The organism is Pseudomonas sp. SGAir0191 (genome assembly GCF_002812565.2).
Lineage (GTDB): Bacteria > Pseudomonadota > Gammaproteobacteria > Pseudomonadales > Pseudomonadaceae > Aquipseudomonas > Aquipseudomonas parafulva_B.
This window is the reverse complement of sequence record NZ_CP025035.2, coordinates 3914682-3937427: the sequence shown is the minus strand read 5'-3', so window position 1 is coordinate 3937427 and position 22746 is coordinate 3914682. Positions and strand designations below refer to the sequence as shown.

Annotated in this window: 16 protein-coding genes and 3 pseudogenes; 10 read left to right on the top strand and 9 right to left on the bottom strand. The window is 61.1% G+C overall.

The genetic code is table 11. The features are described from left to right. Positions 1–161 precede the first annotated feature (161 nt). From zwf to CWR53_RS17620, 4 genes are all read left to right on the top strand, one after another. On the top strand, positions 162–1631 hold the full coding sequence (gene zwf / locus CWR53_RS17635; RefSeq protein ID WP_058637545.1) for a glucose-6-phosphate dehydrogenase: 1470 nt from the start codon (positions 162–164) through the stop codon (positions 1629–1631). Further along, complete coding sequence (gene pgl, locus CWR53_RS17630; RefSeq protein WP_100852148.1) at positions 1603–2343, top strand: 6-phosphogluconolactonase; 741 nt, start codon at positions 1603–1605, stop codon at positions 2341–2343. Before zwf ends, pgl begins: the two co-directional genes overlap by 29 nt. A gap of 17 nt (positions 2344–2360) precedes the next feature. Beyond that, positions 2361–3041, top strand: coding sequence for a bifunctional 4-hydroxy-2-oxoglutarate aldolase/2-dehydro-3-deoxy-phosphogluconate aldolase (locus CWR53_RS17625; RefSeq protein WP_058637547.1), 681 nt, complete (start codon positions 2361–2363; stop codon positions 3039–3041). Positions 3042–3286: 245 nt separating this feature from the next. Next, a protein-coding gene (locus tag CWR53_RS17620) for an IS3 family transposase (RefSeq protein ID WP_375335470.1) occupies positions 3287–4656 on the top strand; the annotation gives its coding sequence in 2 pieces (ribosomal slippage) (positions 3287–3766 and positions 3769–4656; 1368 coding nt in all). Positions 4657–4790: 134 nt separating this feature from the next. On the opposite strand, the gene leuA is transcribed toward CWR53_RS17620, so the two are convergent. The 4 genes from leuA to CWR53_RS17595 form a co-directional block, all read right to left on the bottom strand. Then, complete coding sequence (gene leuA / locus CWR53_RS17615; protein WP_058604461.1) at positions 4791–6464, bottom strand: 2-isopropylmalate synthase; 1674 nt, start codon at positions 6462–6464, stop codon at positions 4791–4793. Between the two features lie 405 nt (positions 6465–6869). Beyond that, the gene (locus tag CWR53_RS17605; RefSeq protein WP_100852147.1) at positions 6870–7697 is read right to left on the bottom strand and encodes a M23 family metallopeptidase; all 828 of its coding nucleotides are present in this window, start codon (positions 7695–7697) and stop codon (positions 6870–6872) included. Between the two features lie 3 nt (positions 7698–7700). Next, the gene (xseA, locus tag CWR53_RS17600) at positions 7701–9080 is read right to left on the bottom strand and encodes an exodeoxyribonuclease VII large subunit (RefSeq protein WP_058638594.1); all 1380 of its coding nucleotides are present in this window, start codon (positions 9078–9080) and stop codon (positions 7701–7703) included. Positions 9081–9128: 48 nt separating this feature from the next. After that, on the bottom strand, positions 9129–10064 hold the full coding sequence (locus CWR53_RS17595) for a LysR family transcriptional regulator (protein ID WP_100852146.1): 936 nt from the start codon (positions 10062–10064) through the stop codon (positions 9129–9131). Positions 10065–10164: 100 nt separating this feature from the next. On the opposite strand from CWR53_RS17595, the gene CWR53_RS17590 reads away from it, so the two are divergent. The 4 genes from CWR53_RS17590 to guaA all read left to right on the top strand — a co-directional run bounded on the left by CWR53_RS17590 (position 10165) and on the right by guaA (position 14817). After that, positions 10165–10926 (top strand): sulfite exporter TauE/SafE family protein, encoded by a 762-nt coding sequence (locus CWR53_RS17590; RefSeq protein WP_058604464.1) that lies wholly within the window; start codon positions 10165–10167, stop codon positions 10924–10926. Positions 10927–10973: 47 nt separating this feature from the next. Further along, positions 10974–11525, top strand: a complete 552-nt coding sequence (locus CWR53_RS17585; RefSeq protein WP_100852145.1) for a sugar ABC transporter ATPase — start codon at positions 10974–10976, stop codon at positions 11523–11525. A 134-nt stretch (positions 11526–11659) separates the two neighbouring features. After that, positions 11660–13129 carry an IMP dehydrogenase gene (guaB, locus tag CWR53_RS17580; protein ID WP_058604466.1) on the top strand — a complete coding sequence of 490 codons (1470 nt, stop codon included), beginning with the start codon at positions 11660–11662 and terminating at the stop codon, positions 13127–13129. Positions 13130–13239: 110 nt separating this feature from the next. Continuing rightward, entirely contained in the window at positions 13240–14817 is a 1578-nt protein-coding gene (gene guaA / locus CWR53_RS17575) for a glutamine-hydrolyzing GMP synthase (RefSeq protein WP_058604467.1), read from the top strand. 144 nt (positions 14818–14961) lie between these two features. Here guaA and CWR53_RS17570 read toward each other — a convergent pair. The 3 genes and pseudogenes from CWR53_RS17570 to CWR53_RS17560 all read right to left on the bottom strand — a co-directional run. Then, positions 14962–15063: pseudogene (locus CWR53_RS17570) on the bottom strand (IS5/IS1182 family transposase); the annotation flags it as partial. Then, positions 15051–17918, bottom strand: coding sequence for a PAS domain-containing protein (locus CWR53_RS17565; protein ID WP_258313252.1), 2868 nt, complete (start codon positions 17916–17918; stop codon positions 15051–15053). The gene CWR53_RS17565 and the pseudogene CWR53_RS17570, both read right to left, overlap by 13 nt. A 164-nt stretch (positions 17919–18082) precedes the next feature. Then, complete coding sequence (locus CWR53_RS17560; protein ID WP_138031833.1) at positions 18083–18523, bottom strand: hypothetical protein; 441 nt, start codon at positions 18521–18523, stop codon at positions 18083–18085. 371 nt (positions 18524–18894) lie between these two features. On the opposite strand from CWR53_RS17560, the pseudogene CWR53_RS23585 reads away from it, so the two are divergent. Further along, positions 18895–19374, top strand: a pseudogene (locus tag CWR53_RS23585) (MCP four helix bundle domain-containing protein); the annotation flags it as partial. A gap of 93 nt (positions 19375–19467) precedes the next feature. Continuing rightward, on the top strand, positions 19468–20520 hold the full coding sequence (locus CWR53_RS23580) for a methyl-accepting chemotaxis protein (protein WP_375335502.1): 1053 nt from the start codon (positions 19468–19470) through the stop codon (positions 20518–20520). A gap of 110 nt (positions 20521–20630) precedes the next feature. Here the strand turns inward: CWR53_RS23580 and CWR53_RS23575 are convergent, their stop codons facing one another. Both CWR53_RS23575 and CWR53_RS23570 read right to left on the bottom strand, forming a co-directional pair. Further along, positions 20631–21332: a methyl-accepting chemotaxis protein gene (locus tag CWR53_RS23575; protein WP_371921573.1), complete on the bottom strand. Its 702-nt coding sequence runs from the start codon at positions 21330–21332 to the stop codon at positions 20631–20633. Between the two features lie 417 nt (positions 21333–21749). Next, a pseudogene (locus CWR53_RS23570) lies at positions 21750–22541 on the bottom strand (cache domain-containing protein); the annotation flags it as partial. Positions 22542–22746 lie beyond the last annotated feature (205 nt).

Here is a 22746-nt window from a genome sequence, read left to right as displayed (position 1 = left end):
GCAGGCCTGTTTGCAGGGTCGTCTATCGTACTGGTGGCACCGGTTGCGCACCACTTGTCTGTCATACATCCGAATAATGTTATGGTTTTTACTACATTTGTCCTTGAAAACCCTAACTGAAAACGGTATTTCTAAATCAACTTTAGGAAAGAACCAACATCATGGCTGCAATCAGTGTCGAACCTTGCACATTTGCCCTGTTTGGCGCCCTGGGCGACCTGGCCTTGCGCAAGCTGTTCCCTGCGCTCTACCAGCTCGACCGCGCCGGGCTATTGCACGCACAGACGCGCCTGCTGGCGCTGGCGCGGGAGGCCGGCAGTGCCCAGGAGCACCTGAATAGCATCGAGGCCCACTTGCGCAAGCATGTGCCCGAGGCTGACATCGAGGCCGCGGCCCTCGAGCGCTTCCTGGCAAGGCTCGATTACCAGCACCTGGATTTTCTGCAGCCAGAAGGCTACCAGGCACTGGCCGCGCAAGTGCCCGACGGGCACCCCCTGATCGCCTATTTCGCCACGGCCGCCGCCGTGTATGGTGCCATCAGCGAAAACCTGGACAAGGTGGGCCTGAGCGAGCGCACCCGTGTGGTGCTGGAAAAGCCGATCGGTCACGACCTCGAGTCTTCACGCCGGGTCAACGATGCCGTGGCGCGATTCTTTCCCGAAAGCCGCGTCTATCGCATCGACCACTACCTGGGCAAGGAGACGGTGCAGAACCTGATCGCCCTGCGCTTTGCCAACAGCCTGTTCGAAACCCAATGGAACCAGAACTCCATCTCCCACGTGGAAATCACGGTGGCGGAGAAGGTGGGTATCGAGGGTCGCTGGGGCTACTTCGACAAGGCCGGTCAGTTGCGCGACATGATCCAGAACCACCTGTTGCAGTTGCTGTGCCTGATTGCCATGGACCCGCCGAGCGAGCTGTCGGCCGACGCCATCCGCGACGAGAAGGTCAAGGTACTCAAGGCGCTGGCCCCGATCACCGGAGACGGGCTGAGCACGCGGGTGGTGCGCGGGCAGTACATTGCCGGCTACAGCGATGGCAAGCCGGTTCCGGGTTACCTTGAAGAAGACAATGCCAATAGCCAGAGCGACACCGAGACCTTCGTCGCCCTGCGCGCCGACATCCGCAACTGGCGCTGGTCGGGTGTGCCTTTCTACTTGCGCACCGGCAAGCGCATGCCGCAAAAGCTGTCGCAGATCGTCATTCACTTCAAGGAAACGCCGCACTACATCTTTGCCCCGGAACAGCGTCTGCAAGTGGGCAACAAGCTGATCATTCGCCTGCAGCCGGACGAAGGAATCTCCTTGCGCGTGATGACCAAGGAGCAAGGCCTGGACAAGGGCATGCAACTGCGCAGTGGCCCGCTGCAACTGAATTTTTCCGACGCCTGGCGTAGCGCGCGGATTCCGGATGCCTATGAACGCTTGCTGCTCGAAGTGATGCGGGGCAACCAGAACCTGTTCGTGCGCAAGGACGAAATCGAGTACGCCTGGAAGTGGTGTGACCAGCTGATTGCCGGTTGGCGCAACACGGGCGACGCCCCAAAGCCTTATGCTGCGGGCAGCTGGGGGCCAATGAGCTCGATTGCATTGATCACCCGCGATGGGAGGGCCTGGTATGGCGACATCTGAAGCATTGTCCGAATTGCAATTTCCGGCGAGCACCGAGGTGCATCAACTGCCCGACGCCAGCACGTTGGCTGGCACGTTGGCCAAGGATGTGAGTGAGCGCCTGCGTGCAGCCATCGACGATAAAGGCCAGGCCTGCGTCGTGCTGTCCGGTGGGCGCAGCCCGGTGCCTTTTCTCGAGCAACTGGCCAAGCAGGACCTGAACTGGAGCAAGGTAACGGTCAGTCTTGCCGATGAGCGCTGGGTGCCGGTGGAGCACGTCGACAGCAATGCCGGCCTGTTGGCCCGGCATCTGCTCAAAGGGCAGGCCGCCAAGGCGCGTTTCATCGGGTTGTACCAGCAGGCGCCTTCGCTGGAAGAGGCCGCCGAAAAGGCTGACCGCGCCCTGGCCGATCTGCCGCCCATCGACGTGCTGGTACTGGGCATGGGTGACGATGGCCACACGGCCTCGCTGTTCCCAGCCAGTCCTAACCTTGCCGAGGGCCTGGATCCGAACACGCCTCGCCGTTGCCTACCGCTAATGGCGCCTACCGTTCCCCATCAGCGCCTTTCCATGACCCGAGCGCTGTTGGCCACCGCAGGGTTCACCGCATTGTCCGTGCAAGGGCCAGGCAAACTCGCTACCCTGCGCGCCGCGCTGGCGGATGACGACCTCGCCGAAATGCCCATTCGCGCTTTTCTTCACGCACCCCTGGACATCTACTGGTGCCCATGAGCCAAGGATCCACAGCAATGATCACCCTCGAACGTCCACAGCCCAAGCTCTCGATGGCCGACAAGGCCGCCCGGGTCGACGCCATCTGCGAAGCGGCGCGAATCCTGCCGGTGATCACCATCGCCCGCGAACAGGACATCCTGCCCCTGGCCGACGCCCTGGCGGCCGGCGGCATCCGCACGCTGGAAGTGACCCTGCGTTCACAGCATGGCCTGAAGGCCATCGAAGTGCTGCGTGAGCAGCGTCCCGAGCTGTGCGTAGGCGCCGGGACAGTGCTCGATCGCACCATGTTCGCAGCCGTCGAGGCCGCAGGCGCCCAGTTCGTCGTCACACCCGGCATCACCCAGGATGTGCTGCAAGCGGGCGTGGAGAGCGAGATCCCCTTGCTGCCGGGTATCAGTACTCCGTCCGAAATCATGATGGGCTACGCGCTGGGCTACCGCCGTTTCAAGCTGTTCCCCGCCGAGATCAGCGGAGGCGTGGCGGCGATCAAAGCGTTTGCTGGCCCGTTCGGCGACATCCGTTTCTGCCCCACCGGCGGCGTCAACCCGGCCAACGTGCGCAACTACATGGCACTGGCCAATGTGATGTGTGTGGGGGGCACCTGGATGCTCGACAGCAGCTGGATCAAGAATGGCGACTGGGCCCGCATCGAGGCCTGCAGTGCCGAGGCCATGGCGCTGGTGGACGGTCACTGAATTTCGTTGTGTGCTTTACGGCTTTTTGGGCGCTTGGTCGGCGCCCATTTTTTTGCCTGGTGATTGGCGTTTGCGGGTTATGTACGCGTACACGAAGGGTAAGCGCGCCCTTAGGTCGTTGGGGCCGCTTTGCGGCCCATCGCGGCACGAGGCCGCTCCCACACTGCCTGAGCCTGTCAGCCCAGGCCTTACGCGGTCTGAGCTGCGCCCCAAATGTTGGACATCCGTCCACTTTTGGGGTTTTTATGCGCAGGTATTCGAAGCAGTTCAAGCTGTCAGCCATTCAGGCCTTTCTTGATCGCGGGTATGGCTTTCGCCATGTTGCCGCACAGTTCCAAATGGATCCGACGCTCCTTCGTCGCTGGGTCGTGGCCTACCGTACGCACGGTCAGGCCAGTCTGGAGAAAACAGGCCGCCATTACAGCGCCGAGTTCAAGCTCGCCGTTCTTCATCATAAATGGCGCGAAGACCTTTCGTTGCGTGCCACGTCAGCGCTTTACAACCTTGGCAATTCCACACTGGTTCGCAGTTGGGAGGAACAGTATTACAGTGGCGGACATCAACCCCGACCGCCCCGTAAGAAGCCAGTGATTACCGCGATGCCTAAAGCACCCCGCAAGTCTGAAGACGTTTCATCCACGCCTACTGAGCAACTCACTCGTGAGCAGTTGCTGACAAAGCTAGCCCAGCTCGAAGCGGAGAACGCCTATCTAAAAAAGCTCGAGGAGCTAGACGAGGAGAAGGCGAAGAAGAAGATAGCCAGGAAAAAACCCGGCTAGTCGCGGCGCTACGTAAGCTTTACCCGCTTGCCTGGCTGCTCAAAGCAGCTCATTTGTCGCGCAGCACTTATTATTACCAGCTCGGCGTGCTCGAGGCTGGGGATCGGTGTGCCTCGCTCAAAACGTTGATACAAGACATCAGCCACCAGCACCGCGGCCGCTACGGGTATCGGCGAGTCACCTCTACGCTGCGTAGCGAAGGGCAATCGGTTAACAGTAAGAAGGTACGCCGTCTGATGGCCGAACTGGACCTGAAATGTACAGTGCGCCCCAAGAAGTACAAATCTTATCGGGGGCTAATGGGCGAAGCCGCCCCCAACATCCTTAAGCGCGACTTCCGCGCAGACCAGCCAAATCAAAAGTGGGTAACGGATGTTACCGAGTTCAAAGTGGCAGGTGAGAAGCTATACCTTTCTCCGATCATGGATCTTTATAACGGCGAGATCGTTGCTTATCGTACCGACTCCCGACCCCGATTTACCTTGGTAGGCGAAATGTTGGAGACAGCAATCAATAGGCTACCAGCTAACAGCCGGCCGCTCTTGCACTCAGATCAAGGCTGGCATTATCGATACCCTGACTACTGCAAGCGGTTGAAAGAAGCAGGGCTTGAACAGAGCATGTCACGCAAGGGCAACTGCCTGGACAACGCGGCGATGGAAAGCTTTTTTGGGACGCTCAAATCGGAGTACTTCCACCGTGAGCGCTTCGCAAGCGTGGCTGAGCTTAAGGCGGGGTTGGATGAATACATCCATTATTACAACCATGATCGAATCAAAATGAAGCTCAACGGCCTGAGCCCTGTGGCTTACAGGACTCAGGCTGAGATAGGCTAACCAACTGTCCAACATTTGGGGCGCAGCTCAGTCATTTGTGGGAGCGGCCTCGCGCCGCGATGGGCCGCAAGGCGGCCCCAACAATCTCAAGTCAACAGCATCAGCTAAAGAGGCCGCTTTCTCCCTAACGGTACTCAGGCCGCCTTGGCCTCTTGCTGGCTCAGCGAACGGTTCAACGCACTGAACAGGGCTTTGAAGCTGGCTGTGGTGATGTTTTCATCGATGCCCACACCATGCACAGGACGCCCGCCGGCTACACGCAGTTCGATATAGGCCGCTGCCTTGGCGTTGGTGCCCGCGCCGATGGCGTGCTCGTTGTAGTCCATGATTTCGACGGCAACCGGCAGGCCGGCCACCAGGGCTTCCAGGGCGCCATTGCCCTTGCCGCGCCAGTGCAGCGTGGTCTCGCCTTCGCCGGCTACTTCCACTTCCACGGCACTGTGACCGTTTTCTTCCTGCAGGCGATGGCTGACCAGCGCATACGGTGCGTTGGCTTGCAGGTATTCCTTGTGCAGCAAGCTGTAGATCTGCTGGGCAGTCATTTCCAGGCCCAGGCGGTCGGTTTCGCCCTGTACGACCTGGCTGAATTCGATTTGCATGCGGCGCGGCAGGCTGATGCCGTATTCCTGCTCGAGCAGGTAGGTGATGCCGCCTTTGCCGGACTGGCTGTTGACGCGAATCACGGCCTCGTAGCTGCGGCCGATGTCGGCCGGGTCGATCGGCAGGTACGGCACTTCCCACAACTCGCCTTCCTGCTGCTTGGCCAGGCCCTTGCGAATGGCATCCTGGTGCGAGCCGGAGAAGGCTGTGTGCACCAAGTCACCTACGTACGGGTGGCGCGGGTGCACCGGCAGCTGATTGCATTCTTCGACGACCTTGCGCACACCGTCGATGTCGGAGAAATCCAGGCCCGGGTCGATGCCCTGGGTGTACAGGTTCAAGGCCAGGGTCACCAGGTCGACGTTACCAGTACGCTCACCATTGCCGAACAGGCAGCCCTCGGCACGGTCGGCGCCGGCCATCAGGCCCAGCTCGGTCGCGGCGATGCCGGTTCCCCGGTCGTTGTGGCAGTGCAGGCTGATGATCACGCTGTCACGGCGATTGATGTTGCGGCAGAACCACTCGATCTGGTCGGCATACACGTTGGGCGTGGCGACTTCGACGGTGGCCGGCAGGTTAAGGATGATCTTGTGCTCGGGCGTGGGGTTCCATACCTCGATGACCGCATCGCACACTTCCTTGGCGAATTCCATCTCGGTAGCGCTGAAGGTTTCGGGCGAGTACTGGAATGTCCAGTGCGTGTCGGGCTGCTGTGCGGCGTATTTGACGAACAGCTTGGCTGCATTGACCGCGATGTCCTTGACGCCCTGCTTGTCCTGGTTGAAGACGATGCGGCGGAAGGCCGGGCAGGTGGCGTTGTACAGGTGAACGATGGCCTTCTTGGCCCCGCGCAGGGACTCGAAGGTCCGGGCGATCAGGTCTTCACGCGCCTGGGTCAGCACCTGGATGGTGGTGTCCTCTGGAATATGACCGTCTTCGATCAAGGTGCGGACAAAGTCGAAGTCGGTTTGCGAGGCCGAAGGGAAGGAGGCTTCGATTTCCTTCACGCCCACTTGCACCAAGGTCTTCCAGAACCGCAGCTTCTTCTGCGCATCCATCGGCTCGATCAGCGACTGGTTGCCGTCACGCAGGTCCGAGCTGCACCAGATCGGCGCCTCGGTAATGGTCTTGGACGGCCAGGTACGGTCAGGCAGATCGATGGTAGGGAAGGCGCGGTATTTCTTCGACGGGTCTTTGAGCATGGTCATGGAAGCAATCCTTTTATGTGCGGCCGAGATCGGGCCTGCCGAGCAGTAACGAGGTGGGGGCGAGGCGACGCGATTCAGCCTGGTAGTCGAGCGCTGACCAGGCAGAGGCTGCGATGTTGTCGGAGCAAGATGAGGGTGCTGAAGGTTTTCATGGCCTCAACCCTAACCAGTGGACTGTGGGTTGGCAAGCGTTGAAAAAAAAATTGAGAGGAATGCTTAAAAAAAGTGATATGGCGAGATCTACTTGTTGATACCAGTAAAATACTTAGGTTTTGTTGCGCGGTATTTTTCTTTGGCGCAATGGTGTGTCAGTCGCGTGAGGGCCTCCTGGGCCCTGCGTTGTGGCAAGCGCCGCCCGTATTGCGGGGCGGCTCAAACGTCACTCAACGAAGTGTCAACCCTGCCTCAGGGCTGAAAGGCACCGATGAAGATCGCCGGGTCAACACGCGCATCGTTCAAGCTGACGTTCCAGTGCATGTGCGGCCCGGTAGCGCGCCCCGTTGAGCCCACGCGCCCGACCACATCACCACGGCGCAGCGACTGCCCGTTCTGCACGTCGATACGGGACATATGGCAGAACATGCTGATAAAGCCCTGCCCGTGATCGACGAACACCGTGCGGCCATTGAAGAAGTAATCGCCCACCAGAATCACCTTGCCGTTGGCAGGTGTCTTGATCGGCGTCCCCGCCGGTACGGCAAAATCCAGCCCCGCATGGGGGTTGCGTTCCTCGCCATTGAAGAACCGGCGCACGCCGAACTTGCTCGACAGCGGCCCGTTGACCGGCTTGTCGAGGATCAGGTTGCTCGGCAATGCCGGGCTGAAGCTGCGGTAGGCCTTGATCTGCTCGGCCAGTTCGCGATCGATGCGCTTGAGGTCGGCCGGATTGGGGTTAACCTGGCGGGTGTTCTTCAAGGTGATGCGCTGTTCGGGGTACTGCTTGTGCCCCACGGTGAAAGGCAGGCTTCGGCTGCCTTGCTGCACCACCGCCTGCCCAGGCTTCTGGGTCAGGGGGATGCCAACGATGGCCAGCCAGTTGTCCTGTTCCTTGACCACCAGCACGGGCTTGCCACCGAAGCGTGCGCTGGGAGCACTGGCTGCCGGCCCCAGGTCGACCACGGCAACGCCGCCAGGCACCGGTTTGTTCAGCGTGCGCGTGATGTAGCTGGCCTGGGCTGTGGCGCTCAGGACGGTGAAGGCGAGGGCGAGCAGTGACGCGAGCAAGCGGGGCATGTGTCAGTCCAGAAGTGAGAGCGTGACCGGAGTCAGGTGATTGTCTTCGACCCGCACCTGCAGCTCGCCTTCGTTCAGGCGTGCAGTCAGGCGCTGGCCGTTGCGCGTCTGTTCGGCGCTGCGGATGGCCTGGCCTTGTTCGTCGAGCAGGATGCTGTAGCCGCGCGCCAGCGTCGCCAGCGGGCTGACGATCTGCAGTGTCTGCAACTGGGCCTGGAAGCGCTGGCGCCGGTCCTTGAGCACGTCACGCATGGCCCGGGGCAGTCGCTCGGCCAGGCTGTCCAGGCGCTGGCCCAGCAAAGCCAGAGTACGCCCGGGATGTTGCGCAGCCAGACGCGTCTCCAGGCGCACCAGGCGCTCGCGGCGTTGATTGAGGTTATGCAGGAAGGCACGGCGCAGGCGCATGTCCAGGTCATCCAGGCGCTGAGCCTGCTGACGCAGGCGCTCGCCCGGATGGCGCAGGCGGCGAATCAGGGACTCCAGGCGCAGGCGATCATGCACCAACCGGTTCTGCATGCGCAGGGTCAGGCGCCGTTGCAGGCCGTCCAGGCGATGCTGCAGGCCGCTGTTGTCGGGCGCAAGCAGCTCGGCCGCAGCAGACGGGGTAGGGGCCCGCACGTCGGCCACGAAGTCGCTGATCGACACGTCCGTTTCATGGCCCACGGCGCTCACGATCGGCGTCTTGCACGCGGCCACGGCACGCGCCACGGCTTCCTCGTTGAAGCACCACAGGTCTTCCAGTGAACCGCCGCCGCGGGCCAGTATCAAGGCGTCGAAACCGCGGCTGTCGGCCAGGCGAATGGCCCGCACGATCTGGGCGATGGCTTCGCGGCCCTGCACGGCAGTGGGGATCAGGTTCAACTCCACCTGGGGCGCACGGCGGGCGAACACACTGATGATGTCGCGGATCACGGCCCCGGTCGGGGAGGTGATGATGCCGATACGCTGGGGGTGCGCAGGCAGCGCTCGCTTGCTGTCGGTGCTGAACAGGCCCTCGGCGCCAAGCTTTTCCTTGAGCGCCTCGAAGGCCAGGCGCAGCGCACCATCGCCGGCAGGCTCCACGGTATCGAGGATCAGCTGGTAGTCGCCACGGCCTTCGAACAGGGACACCTTGCCGCGCACCCGTACCGCCAGGCCGTCACGCAGCGCCTGGCGCACCCGCGTGGCGCTCTGCCTGAAGAGGGCGCAGCGCACCTGGGCACCGCTGTCCTTGAGGGTGAAGTACATGTGGCCGGAGGCCGGCCGGGCCAGGTTGGAAATCTCGCCCTCCACCCATACGCTGCGGAACACGTCTTCCAGCAGCACCCGGGCGCGGCCATTGAGTTGGCTGACGGTGAGCACATCACGGTCAAGGCCGAGGCGTTCGAAAGGGTCTTTGATCATGGGAAGGCACTATAAAGGATGAGGGGGCCGGGTGTCGTGCCCGGTCGATCAGGAGCTGGCCTGGGTCGCCGGTGCCTGCCCTGGCGTACCGATTGCCGACGCTGCGCAGGTCATGTGCTCGATGAACTGACTCACCAGTGGCCCGGCATCGCGGCGGTGGGCGATGGCGACGGTGCTGACGCAGCCGGGGTCCGTCAGCGGGATGAACCGCAGCGCCGGAGGGGCGATGTCCTGCATGCAGCGTGGCAGCAAGGCCACCCCGAACCCCGCCTGGATCAGCTGCAACTGGGTGGTCTTGCGCGACACCACCCGCGCAGGCCGGGGAAAGAACCCCGCCGCCATGCACAGCTCGGCAGACAGGTAGCTCAGGCCACCGCGTTGGTGGTGGGGAATGGAGATGAACGGCTGGCTGGAAAGCTCCGCCAAGGCAATGCAATCACGCCCCGCCAGTTCATGGGTAGGGGCGAGCGCCAACAGCAGGGGCTCTTCGAACAACGGCTCGATGCTCAACCCATCGTGCTGGCGCAGCACCGGCAGCCTCAGCAGCCCGATGTCCAGGCGACCTTCGGCCAGTGCTGCAAGCTGCCCTTCGGAGGACAACTGGGCGATCTCCATGCTCACATCAGGGTTTGTCCGCAGGTAATCACCCAGGTGCTCGAGCAGCCGACCGGTCAGCGGCACCGTGCTGGAGTGGCTGATGTTCAGGCTGCCGCACAGGCCCTGGCCGACGGCTCGGGCCAGCTCGCCAGCCTTGTCCAGGTCCAGCAGCAGGTTGCGCGCGCGCGGCAGGAACGCCCGGCCCGCATCGGTCAGGCGAGGCAACCTGGCCGTGCGCTCGAACAACGCGGTGTCCAGCTGCAGTTCGAGCTCGCGCACCTGGCGACTGAGGGCGGACTGGGCGACATACAGTCGTTCGGCGGCGGCGCTGAAGCTGCCACATTCGGCGATTTCCACGAAGTAACGCAGCTGGCGGGTCGAGATCATGAGCGATGCCATTTCGAGATGGATCAGGGCGAGATTGCATATTAGCCGGGATGGCGCGGGTTTGGTTATGGTGCGCTGAACCTTCAAGGACAATGCGCCAATGCTCGCTGACCTCGCTATACCCTTCTCGGGGCTTGACTGGCTACCCATCGTGTTGGGTACCGCGGCGGCCTACGTGGTGTTCGGCATCGCCGGCTTCGGCACGGCGTTGGTGGCAGGCCCGGTGCTGATCCATTTCATGCCGCTGTCGCAGATCATTCCCTTGCTGGTGTTACTCGATTTCGTGGCGGCGTTCGGCAACCTTTTGCCCTCACGGCGCGATGTGGTACGGGGCGAACTGCTGCGCCTGCTGCCGTTCATGGCGCTGGGGTGCACCCTGGGCGTTGCGTTCCTGCTGCAGCTCAAGTCGGACCTGCTGATGCTGCTGATGGGCCTGTTCATCACGGCCTATGCCCTCTATAGCCTGGCGCTGAAGGTACGCCCGGCGTCGCTTGCCGGGTGGTGGGCGGCACCGATGGGCACCGTGGGCGGGTTGTTCGGGGCCTTGTTCGGCAGCGGCGGGTTTCTCTACGCGCTTTACCTGAGCGCCCGCCTGCCCGACAAGGAGCAGGTGCGCGCCACCCAGAGCGCGTTGATCAGTTGCAGCACCTTGGTGCGCCTGACGCTGTTCCTTGTCGCCGGTGTCTACGCCGATCGACAACTGCTGCTGATGGCGGCCTGCCTGCTGCCGGTGATGGTCATCGGCCTGTGGGCTGGGCGCAGGCTCACGCACAGGCTGTCACGCGAGGCCTTCGTCCGGTTGGTCACCTGGTTGGTGTTGGCCAGCGGCCTGGCGCTCATCGCTCGCTATATGAGCGCTTGAGCAGGGGGTAGAATTGGCTGACTACCCGATCCAAGGCTTGTCCGCTCATGAATACCCAAAGCATCATCGTTCCCAGGCAGTCCACCGTCCCGGTGCACGAGGCCCGCGCCCGCGCCATCCTGCGCTGGCTGGTCCGCGAAAAGATCGTGCAAGAGCAGCTGACCACCTGCGGGCGTACCGGCAACCGTATGGCCCATGCCATTGGGCCAGGTGCCCGCCAGGTGGCGCTGCACCCCGAAAAACTGCCCTTCGATGCGCCGGTCAACGGCCTTGAGGTGATGCTCAAGCGCTGCATCTATACGCCCACCGAAGGCTTCAAGGAAGAGGCGGGCTGCCCGCAGTGCCGGCGCGAAGTGGGCGAGCCGTTGTTCGACAGCCTGGAAGAGTGGATGCCCGGGGTCAGTGACAATTTCACCTGCCCGCTGTGCGGGTTCGAAGACGACATCAACGGTTTTTTGTTCCTGCAACCCTGCGCCTTCTCCAACCTGGGCTTCATCTTCAACAACTGGGGCGATGCCGGGTTCACCCAGGCCTTCATCGACAGCTTCGCCGACTGGCTGGACCAACCGGTGGCCGTGGTGCAGGTCCGGCTCGCCTGACGAGGGCGGGGCAGGGCCGTGGTGCGCAGGGCGGCAACGGCCACTTGTAACTTCAGGCTTGATTTACATTGAGTGGCAGGGCACGCATGAGTATAATGGCGCGCTTCCATTTTTCCCGCCCGGGAGCCCCCGCGATGTTGCGTATCAGCCAAGAAGCCCTGACCTTCGACGATATTCTCCTTGTACCTGGTTATTCCGAGGTACTGCCCAATGAAGTCAGTCTCAAGACCCGTTTGACCCGTGGCATCGAGCTGAACATCCCGCTGGTCTCCGCTGCCATGGACACCGTCACCGAAGCGCGCCTGGCCATCGCCATGGCCCAGGAAGGCGGCATCGGCATCATCCACAAGAACATGACCATCGAGCAGCAGGCCGGCGAAGTGCGCAAGGTCAAGAAGTTCGAGGCTGGCGTGGTCAAGGACCCGATCACCATCGAGGCCGACGCCACCGTGCGCGACCTGTTCGACCTGACGCGCCTGAACAACATTTCCGGCGTGCCCGTGCTGGAAAACGGTGACCTGGTCGGTATCGTGACCTCCCGCGACGTGCGCTTCGAAAGCCGCCTGGACGCCAAGGTCCGCGAAGTGATGACGCCCAAGGAACGCCTGGTCACCGTCCGCGAGGGCGCGGACAAGAACGAGGTGCGCGAGCTGCTGCACAAGCACCGTCTCGAGAAAGTGCTGATCGTCGACGAGCACTTCAGCCTCAAGGGTATGATGACCGTCAAGGACATCGAGAAGGCCAAGGCCTACCCACTGGCCAGCAAGGACGACCAGGGTCGTCTGCGCGTTGGCGCTGCAGTCGGCACCGGCAAGGACACCGGCGAGCGTGTTGCCGCCCTGGTAGCCGCTGGCGTTGACGTGGTCGTGGTCGACACCGCTCACGGGCACTCCAAAGGCGTGATCGAGCGCGTGCGCTGGGTCAAGCAAACCTACCCGCAGGTGCAGGTGATTGGCGGCAACATCGCCACCGGCGCTGCTGCCAAGGCCTTGGCCGAGGCGGGCGCTGATGCGGTCAAGGTCGGTATCGGCCCTGGCTCGATCTGCACCACCCGTATCGTAGCCGGCGTCGGCGTGCCGCAGATCAGCGCCATCGCCAACGTCGCCGCTGCCCTGGAAGGCACCGGTGTGCCACTGATTGCCGACGGCGGTATCCGCTTCTCTGGTGATCTGTCCAAGGCCATCGTCGCCGGTGCCAGTTGCGTGATGATGGGTTCGATGTTCGCCGGTACCGAAGAAGCCCCGGGCGAAGTCGAACTGTTCCAGGGCCGCTCCTACAAGGCCTACCGTGGCATGGGTTCGCTGGGCGCCATGGCGCAGTCGCAAGGCTCCTCCGACCGTTACTTCCAGGACTCCTCGGCCGGTGCCGAGAAGCTGGTACCCGAAGGTATCGAAGGCCGTGTGCCGTACAAAGGCGCACTGGCTGCGATCATTCACCAGCTGATGGGCGGCCTGCGTTCGTCCATGGGCTACACCGGCAGTGCCACCATCGACGAGATGCGCACCAAGCCGGAGTTCGTGCGAATTACGGGCGCCGGTATGGCCGAATCCCACGTTCACGACGTGCAGATCACCAAAGAAGCCCCCAACTACCGGGTTGGCTGATAGCTCAGCGGTAAGCTCCAGACGGTGGCTGCGTTCGCGCAGCCACTGCGTTTTCCCCGATCAACTTGCAGCTTGCAGCTTCAAGCTCGCAGCTGAATCAGAGATTCCCCATGGCCCTCGATATTCACGCTCACCGGATCCTCATCCTCGATTTCGGCTCCCAGTACACCCAGCTGATCGCCCGCCGCGTGCGCGAGATCGGCGTGTACTGCGAACTGCACCCGTTCGACATGGACGATGAAGCGATCCGCGAATTCAACCCGCGCGGCATCATCCTCGCCGGTGGCCCCGAGTCGGTTCACGAAGCCAACAGCCCCCGTGCACCCCAGGCCGTGTTCGACCTGAATGTGCCTGTGCTGGGCATCTGCTACGGCATGCAGACCATGTCCGAACAGATGGGCGGCAAGGTCGAAGGGTCGGACCTGCGTGAGTTCGGATATGCCCGCGTTGACGTGGTCGGCAAGAGCCGCCTGCTCGACGGCATCGAGGACCATATCGACGCTGACGGCGTACTGGGCCTGGACGTGTGGATGAGCCACGGTGACAAGGTCACCCAGCTGCCGACCGGTTTCCACGTACTGGCCAGCACCCCGAGCTGCCCGATCGCCGGCATGTTCGATGACACCCGCGGCTACTACGGCGTGCAGTTCCACCCGGAAGTGACCCACACCAAGCAAGGCGGTCGCATCCTGTCCCGTTTCGTGCAGGACATCTGCGGCTGTGAAGCCCTGTGGACCCCGTCCAACATCGTCGAGGACGCCATCGCCCAGGTGCGTGAGCAAGTGGGTTCGGCCAACGTCCTGCTGGGCCTCTCCGGCGGCGTGGACAGCTCGGTGGTCGCGGCCCTCTTGCACCGCGCCATCGGCGACCAGCTGACCTGCGTGTTCGTCGACAACGGCCTGCTGCGCCTGCACGAGGGTGACCAGGTGATGGCCATGTTCAAGGAGAACATGGGCGTCAAGGTGATCCGTGCCGACGCTGAAAAGCAGTTCCTCGACAACCTGGCCGGCGAAGCCGACCCGGAGAAGAAGCGCAAGATCATCGGCCGCACCTTTATCGACATCTTCGATGCCGAGGCCAGCAAGCTGCCGAACATCCAGTTCCTCGCCCAGGGCACCATCTACCCGGACGTGATCGAATCGGCCGGCGCCAAGAGCGGCAAGGCCCACGTGATCAAGTCCCACCACAACGTGGGTGGCCTGCCGGAGGAAATGAACCTCAAGCTGGTCGAACCGCTGCGTGAGCTGTTCAAGGACGAAGTGCGCAAGATCGGTCTGGAGCTCGGCCTGCCCTACGACATGGTCTACCGCCACCCGTTCCCAGGCCCGGGCCTAGGTGTGCGCATCCTGGGTGAAGTGAAGAAAGAGTACGCCGACATTCTGCGTCGCGCGGACCACATCTTCATCGAAGAACTGCGCAAGGCTGATTGGTACCACAAGACCAGCCAGGCCTTCGTGGTGTTCCAGCCGGTCAAGTCGGTTGGCGTCGTGGGCGACGGCCGTCGCTATGCATGGGTCGTGGCCCTGCGTGCCGTCGAGACCGTGGACTTCATGACCGCTCGCTGGGCTCATCTGCCTTACGAACTGCTGGAAACCGTCAGTGGCCGCATCATCAACGAGATCGACGGTATCTCGCGGGTGACCTACGACGTGTCGAGCAAGCCGCCGGCGACGATTGAGTGGGAATGATCCCGCGTCCTTGAAGCAAACGCCGAACAAGTTGCCCATCAGCTTGAATGGACGGCTTAGAGGATGCCGAAACGCCCGTTTCTCAGCCGCTAAGTATCGGATAACCAAGGCATAGCCTTGGTTATCCGCCCTCACGAGCACACCTAATTGCCGGCGCACCCTCCACGGATTCGACAGGGCAAACAGCGTGGTCAGTTGCGCCCTGTTGTTGGCCAAGCCAAGGAATCGGGTTTTCACACAGCCAAATGACTCGAATTCCCCAACAACTCTCGGACACGTAAGGTCAGGGTGTCGACAGAAAACGGCTTGGTCAGCACCTGCATGCCCGCCTCAAGGTAGCCGTTGCCAAGGACCGCGTTCTCTGCATATCCCGTGATGAATAACGTGTTCAGGCCAGGACGAACTTCACGCCCAGCATCAGCCATCTGCCGACCATTCAAGCCACCCGGCAGGCCTACATCTGTAATCAGCAAGTCGATATGCACGTCAGAACGCAGCACCTTGAGGCCGGCAATACTGTCCGCAGCCTCAATCACCGTGCACCCGAGTTCACCGAGAACCTCGGTGAGAAGCATACGAACGGTTGGCTCATCGTCGACCACGAGGATCGTCTCGCCCGACCGAGCATGCTGTTCGTCTTGGTGGCAATGGTCTTCAATCTCGATTACAGCATCGCCCAGATAACGCGGCAGATAGATGCATAGCGTCGTCCCCAAGCCAACGTCCGAATAGATGCGCGCTTGCCCACCTGACTGTTTGGCAAACCCGTAGATCATAGACAGGCCCAGCCCGGTGCCATGGCCAATGGGCTTGGTGGTAAAGAATGGATCGAAGGCTTTAGCGATCACGTCCGAAGTCATGCCCGTACCGGTGTCGGTCACGCAAATGGACAGGTATTGCCCTTCCTCCAAGTCATGGGAGCGGGCGGCGTTACGATCCATCCAACGATTGGCCGTCTCGATGGTGATCCGACCGCCGTCTGGCATGGCATCACGCGCGTTGATGCACAGATTCAGAAGCGCGTTTTCCAGCTGGCTGGCGTCGACTCGTGCTGACCAAAGTCCAGTGGCCCCAACGGTCTCGACGGTGATGCTCGGCCCTACCGTGCGCTGGATTAGATCGGTCATGCCCAGCATCAATGCATTGATATCGGTTGGCCTAGGATCCAGGGTTTGCCGCCGAGAAAACGCAAGCAAACGATGTGTCAGCGCCGATGCGCGCTTGGCCGCGCCCTGGGCCGCTACCATGTACTTTTCCAGGTCGTTGATTCGCCCTTGAGCCATTCTCACGCCCATAAGCTCCAGAGAGCCTGATATCCCAGTGAGCAGGTTGTTGAAGTCGTGTGCAAGCCCCCCTGTGAGTTGGCCGACCGCCTCCATCTTCTGGGACTGGCGCAGTTTCTCTTCAGTCTGCATCAACTCGGCGGTGCGCTCCGCGACCCGTTGCTCCAGGGTCTCGTTGAGCGCTCGCAGTGCTGTCGTAGCACGATCACGTTCGGCTTCCAGTGTACGGCGCTCCTCGACATCGATCAGAACGCCAGGGAAGCTTTGCGGCGTGCCGTCTTCGGCACAGTCAACACGGCCATTGGCCTCGATCCAGTAATACTTGCCGTCCGTGCGTTGCACCCGATACTGATGAGCGTAGGAGCCGGCGCGGGTAATGGCATCGTTGATGGCCACGATCAGCCCCTCACGATCATCGGGGTGAACCGTAGCGCTGACTTGCGCGAGGGACAGTCCACTTCGACCCAACGCAGGATCGAGGCCAGAGGCATCAGCAAACGCGTTATCGACGGTAAAGCGATCGTTCGGGATGTCCCAATGCCAGGTGCCAATAATCGCCCCTGCAGCAAGGGCGAGCTGCACGCGTTCGATGTTTTCGCGAGCCAAGGCCTCACTGATTCGCAAACGATCCTGAGCATTGCGTCGGGCGGTGACGTCATTGAAGAAGATACCGATCTGACGCTCCGCAGGATCGCCTACCGGAACTGCGCGCACATCGAACCATCGCTCGAACGCTTCTGCATAATTTTCGAATGTTGCGGGCTCTCGTGTTTTCGCGACCCCGCCATAGGTGTCGAACCAGAACTGCTCCAGATCAGGGGCATACTCGGTGACCCATCTACCGCGCAGGTTGACGCCGGCCTCGCGTTCGAAGGCCGGATTAACCTCGATGAACCGGTAGTCCACCGGCCGATCAGCCTCGTCGAACTTGACCTCAACGATGGCAAACGCGGTCTCGATGGTTTCCACGATCGTCCTGATTCGCTCTTCGCTCTTGCGTAGAGCTGTGGCTGCCGAGCGACTCTGCGTCAGGTCGAGCATGGCCCCGATCATGCGCACAGCCTTGCCCTGTGCGTTACGAATCACGTGCCCTCTATCGAGCACTTCCGCATACGTGCCGTCCTCGCGTTGAAACCGATACTCATCCGTCCAAGCAGTATCATTGCCATCGATGACAGCGTGAATCGACGTGTAAATGCGCGCCTGATCGTCTGGGTGTATCTGCGCCATCCACCATTCGCCATTGGTCTGTATGGTGGCAAGTGAATGCCCGTAGGCTTGTTCGAGTGCGTCGTTCCATAGGACGTGATTGGCCACCAAATCCCAGTCCCAAATCGCGTCGTTAGTCGCCTTGGCGGCGAGGCGGTAGCGCTCCTTGGCTTCCTCCATCGCTCGGCCCGCCAGGTGCTCACGCGTTCGGTCGCGCAGAATCTTCATAAACCCCAGGTGCGCATTGTTCTCTGCAAAGAGCGGCATCATCTCGCCTGACGCCCAGATTTTCTGTCCGTCCTTGCGTACATGCCAGCGCTCGTCAGATGCACGCCCTTCTCGCAAAGACTGCTGCATTTCGTACTCCACCCGGCCAGCATGCCTATCTTCAGGCGTGAAAATACGCTCTGCGGGCTGGCCACACATCTCATCTGCATTCCAGCCCAACACATGGCTCGCCGCAGTATTCCAATCCGTGATCATGCCCAACGGATCGGTCAGGATGATCGCGAAGTCAACGGCACTCTCGAACACAGCGCGCTGACGGGCCGCGCTCTGCGGCTGCACAGCAATGACAGGATCTCGATGGACGAATGGCTCTGCTGAGATCGCAACTGACTCATCTGCTGCAGCACGAAGTTGCTGGACTTCCGCTTCAAGCTCTTCACGAGATAGGTGTTTCAAATTCTGATTCACACGCACCAATACTCCCGGACGATTGGCCCGGTTAAATGTTCAGCGGCTGGGAGTCGCCATGCCAGAGTAGGCAGGCTTTAATTATTGCCGTCCTTGGTTACGGCAATATCAAACACATGCTTTTCAACGACCTGCCCGTCACGCTGACGGCGCCTGATAGGCGGTCGTGCGGGATGATAGCCGGTGGACATTTGCTTCAAAAGCCAACCATCAAAAATAGGTGGATCACAGGCTTCAGCCTCGATTGCCTTCGCCAAAGGAGCATGGCTGGATGGCATGAAGACGTATAACACGTTGGTCGACAATTCCACCGCGACACCCAGAAGCGATGACTCGTCGAAACAGTGGTCAACCTCAGAACGCGCATTCCTCAACACGCGAGGTTGCTGGGAAACCGCCCCACCATTCCCTCGTTCTTTCCTATAGCACTGCACCGATGCGCTTGACAGAGCAGGCGGAATGTAGCCGCAAAAACGTGAGCAAAATACATCATCTGCCAGGTTTTTAGCATGATCCAAGCGACCAACGGCCTACAAAGCGACCAATATACTCAAAGGGACAGCGCAGCGTGCATTGCATTTTCGAGCTGCCCGACCGACCAGGGTTTGCGGAGAAAGGGGGAAGCAGCTGCTCGCACAGTAGTTTTTTGGGATTTGCTTTAAGTTTTTTTCCGGCGTGTCGATAGCAGTTAGCGCCTTCTCAATCGATTATCCCCCATGTTTTTCAGGACATGGAGTGCCCGCCGTCTAAGAGAAGTGGGAAGTGCGCGATCCGGTGCAGGGACGCTTTCGAATGGCTCATGCGTGCGAACGCTGAGCTTATAACCTGGAGCCGTGGTTCAGGTCGGAGTGGATGCTCCAGCCAGACACGCTCTATTTGAGAAAGTCCTATGCTTACCAACGTCACTATTCGCAGTCGCCTGGCTTTGCTCGTTGTCGTTCCTCTTTTGGTACTTGGGGCTGTCATCATCATTGCCTTGATCAATGCGCAGCGCATCAATACCAATTTGGAGCATCTGTTCCTGGATAGGATGAAGCCTGTCAGCCAATTAAAAGCTGTATCGGATAGCTATGCGGTCACGATGGTCGATGCGTTTCATAAATACCGGTCTGGTTTGATTGATCAGACCGGCTTGCACCAGCAGTTTGATGCAGCTTCGCTTGAGGGCGATCGGGCTTGGGGCGAATATCGGGCGACCAGCCTGACAGACCAAGAAAGAATGATTGCAAGCAAAGTCGATGCTTTGCTGGTTGGCGTGCGCGGGACTTCCCGACAGTTACTGGCAGCTGTGGATGACGGGAAACTACGCGATATGGACGCCAAGCTGTTCAGTGCCACCTTGTATGGAGCCTTCGACCCGCTGGGGAACCAGCTGTCCAAGCTGATCGACCTACAACTGAGCGAAGGCCAGAAGCTTTTTACTGCCTCTGATTTACAATATCGCGCTGTTGTGAAGACATTCATGATCATCGGAGCCGTCGCGCTCGTTGGCCTTTTGCTCGCTGCGACGATAATTAGCCTCTCCATTATTCGACCCCTGTCAGGGCTGCGGAGTCTCATCACTGCGGTTCAACAGACATCGAACCTTACCCTGCGAGCTAGCGTGGCCGGCCGAGACGAAGTTGCGCAAACAGCGCTCGCATTCAACGCCTTGATCGAGCATCAACAGGCTCTGATCCTTGAGTTGTCCGCAACCGCCACACAGCTGTCTAGCGCCTCCGAGGAAATGAGCGCGGTCAGCGCCCAGGTCAGTAGAACAGCAACCCTGCAGGGGGACCAAACGAACATGGTGGCGACTGCCGTGCACGAGATGAGCATGGCGGTTCAGGAAGTGGCGAATAACGCACTCTCTGCCGCGAGTAGCGCTGCAAACGCCAATCGACAAGCTCGGGAAGGCGGTGTGTTGGTGCAGGCAAGCGTCGACTCTGTCCAAGGTGTTTCGTTGTCTGTTGCAGAGGCGGGTGAGGTGATCAACAGCCTGCATGCCCAAAGTGACGAGATCAGTAAGGTCTTGGGAGTTATTCAAGCCATCGCGGCCCAGACTAATCTGCTGGCTCTGAACGCTGCTATTGAAGCAGCGCGGGCCGGCGAGGCTGGCCGCGGGTTTGCGGTCGTCGCCGATGAGGTCCGTGGCTTGGCCAGTAATACACAGACTGCAACTGAGTCCATCAGGGAGCTAATCGACACCTTGCAAGGTGGGGCACGTGCAGCTGTGGGAGTGATGCAGCAATCGCGCGAACATGTTCAAGAGTGTGTTCAACGCGCGGGAGATGCAGGGCAAGCCCTGGTTTCCATCATAAGTGCAGTTGAAAGCATAGCCTCAGGTAATGAGCAGATATCGACGGCGACAGAGGAGCAAACGTCTGTTGCCAATGAGATAAGCCAGAACGTAAGTCAACTCAATGACAGCATCGCGGAAGTAGTCAGCGGCGCCGAGCAGAGCCTTGCCGCCAGTCGCGATTTGGCGCAGATGGCTAATCGTCTGCACCAGCAGACCCAGCGATTTGTCGTGTAGGCAAGTAACCGACACAGCTGCGTGCCTTTTGCCAAGCGGGGGCCGCTTAGCGGCCCCATTTGCATTGGATAACAGGCTTCTCTCAATGCTTGGCTGTCAGGCCCCACGTCTTAACGACCGCCGCGACTCAACCCACCCAGCCGCGCCGAAATCGACTGCATCCCCTTGCCCAATTCCCTGAGCGCACTTGCATCCCGGGCACCTTCCTCGCTGGCCGCATGGATCCGTACCGCCAGCTCGTTGATTTCCTGTGTCACGTGGCTCTGCTCCTGGGCGGCGACGGCGATCTGCTGGGCGCGCTGGACGATGTCGTCGAAACTGCCCACTGTGGTGCCCAGGGTAGTGGCCACGCCCACGGCTTGCTGCACCGACTCGCGGGTGCGCTGCGCGCCGTTCTGCATGGTGGTGACGGCAGCGTTCGATGCCTCGCGTAACTGAGTGATCATTTCCTGGATTTCGTTGGCAGACGTCTGCGTGCGGCCGGCAAGCGTGCGCACCTCATCGGCTACCACCGCAAAGCCGCGACCTTGTTCGCCAGCGCGTGCGGCCTCGATGGCAGCGTTGAGCGCCAAGAGGTTGGTCTGCTGGGAGATCGACTTGATCACCTCCAGCACGCCGCCTACACGCTCGATGTCTTCGCCCAGCTGGGTGATCGCTGTGGCCGCGCCCGAGATGTCGGTCGCCAGGCTTTCGATGGATTCACCGTTGCGGTTGACCTGGTCCTGACTCTTCTGCGCTTCGACCAATGAACTGCGGGCTGTGTCCGAGCAGTCCGTGGTGTTGCGCGCGACCTCATTGGCGCTGGCCGACATTTCGGTGATGGCGGTGGCGAGCAAGGTGTTGTCCACCCGTTGCGCCTCGGCCCGATCGGCCAGGCCGGTGGACAGTTGCGCCAGCTCGTTGGCTCGCTCTTCCAGTGACACCGACTCCTCGGCAATGTGACGGAGCATGGCCTGCAGAGAGCCTGCGTACTGATTGACGGCCGTGCGCAGCGCGCCCAGTTCGTCATTGCCCATGACCTCCAGTTGAGCGCCTGCCTGGCCGCCTTGCCCCAGGCTCTCGATTTGCGCGGTGGTTTCCTCGATCTGGGTGAGCAGCCGTTTGCCAGCCAGCCATGCCAGCCCCAACAAAATGGCCAGCAATGGCAGCAGGAACAGCAGGATCTGGCCAGTGAGCTTGTTTGCCAGGCCGACCACACGGGCCTCGGGGGTGACCAGGCCAATACGCCAGCCAGTACCTTCCATGGTGGCCAAGGTGACGTAGGCCGGCCCATCGAGGCGCGCATCGTTATCCAGGTAGAGGGTGGTGGTACCAGCCGGCTTGCTCGCCAGGCTAGCGGCCACTGGCTTGAACCACGGTTGTTCCTGGCTCAGGCCAGTAATGGTCGGCAAGCCCTTGGCGCTTTTTGCATCGGGGAAGAACAGCAAATTACCGGACGCGTCCACCGCAAAGGCGTAGCCACCGGTGACATTGCCGTTGGCCTTGAGGAAGGCGGCAAGACCGTCGAGCTTCAGGTCAATGGTGGCGACCCCGGCAAATGCGCCCTGGGCGTGGTAGGGCACGCTGCAGGTCGTCATGGCTACGCCGCTGACCGGGTCCTGGTACCCGTCCGACCAGACACAGCGACCCAAGGGCGCGGCTTTGGCGCCGGTGTACCACGACTCAGCCTGATACGGCGCCGTTTGCGCAGCGTTGTACTCGTCCGAGTAATCCAAGCCGTTGCTGGCGTTGCGTGCCCAGAAGAAACTGCGGCGTTCGGTACCGGCAACGAAGCCGTTGGGCTCTGGCCACAGCCCGCCGCCTGCGATGGCGGTATCGCCTTGGCTGTCGATCACATTGGGCAGGTTGGCCTTGATCAGGTTTTCATCGTGGGGCAGGGTCTCGGCCAGGTGCGCCATGGCCGTTGCGGTGCCCTCGATGCGGTTCACCTGCATGGCCAGCTGGCGGGTGATGGCGCTGGCCGACTGTTCGGCCGCCTCGGTGCCGGCTGCCACCAACTCAGGTTTGCCGCCCAGGGTCATGACCGAATAGATCGCCAAGGCGGTGAGTGCCAGCAACGTCAGGATTCCCAGGGTCATGCGCCCGGAGATGCGATTGGGAAGTAGCGACATGCTGAAGCTCCACAAAATTTAGGTTGGCTCTCAATGATTACGGCAGCCCAGCCCGATAGTTGAGGTGCTACATCATGTTTCGCATGAGCGGACGACCGATGGCGACAAAAAGGCG

Bases quoted from the DNA above. Each gene is read 5' to 3' on its own strand.
- zwf (WP_058637545.1), top strand. From the start codon at position 162: ATGGCTGCAATCAGTGTCGAACCTTGCACATTTGCCCTGTTTGGCGCC.
- pgl (WP_100852148.1), top strand. From the start codon at position 1,603: ATGGGAGGGCCTGGTATGGCGACATCTGAAGCATTGTCCGAATTGCAA.
- CWR53_RS17625 (WP_058637547.1), top strand. From the start codon at position 2,361: ATGATCACCCTCGAACGTCCACAGCCCAAGCTCTCGATGGCCGACAAG.
- CWR53_RS17605 (WP_100852147.1), bottom strand. From the start codon at position 7,697: ATGCCCCGCTTGCTCGCGTCACTGCTCGCCCTCGCCTTCACCGTCCTG.
- CWR53_RS23580 (WP_375335502.1), top strand. From the start codon at position 19,468: ATGATCATCGGAGCCGTCGCGCTCGTTGGCCTTTTGCTCGCTGCGACG.
- guaB (WP_058604466.1), top strand. From the start codon at position 11,660: ATGTTGCGTATCAGCCAAGAAGCCCTGACCTTCGACGATATTCTCCTT.
- CWR53_RS17585 (WP_100852145.1), top strand. From the start codon at position 10,974: ATGAATACCCAAAGCATCATCGTTCCCAGGCAGTCCACCGTCCCGGTG.
- CWR53_RS23575 (WP_371921573.1), bottom strand. From the start codon at position 21,332: ATGTCGGCCAGCGCCAATGAGGTCGCGCGCAACACCACGGACTGCTCG.
- xseA (WP_058638594.1), bottom strand. From the start codon at position 9,080: ATGATCAAAGACCCTTTCGAACGCCTCGGCCTTGACCGTGATGTGCTC.
- guaA (WP_058604467.1), top strand. From the start codon at position 13,240: ATGGCCCTCGATATTCACGCTCACCGGATCCTCATCCTCGATTTCGGC.
- leuA (WP_058604461.1), bottom strand. From the start codon at position 6,464: ATGACCATGCTCAAAGACCCGTCGAAGAAATACCGCGCCTTCCCTACC.
- CWR53_RS17595 (WP_100852146.1), bottom strand. From the start codon at position 10,064: ATGATCTCGACCCGCCAGCTGCGTTACTTCGTGGAAATCGCCGAATGT.
- CWR53_RS17590 (WP_058604464.1), top strand. From the start codon at position 10,165: ATGCTCGCTGACCTCGCTATACCCTTCTCGGGGCTTGACTGGCTACCC.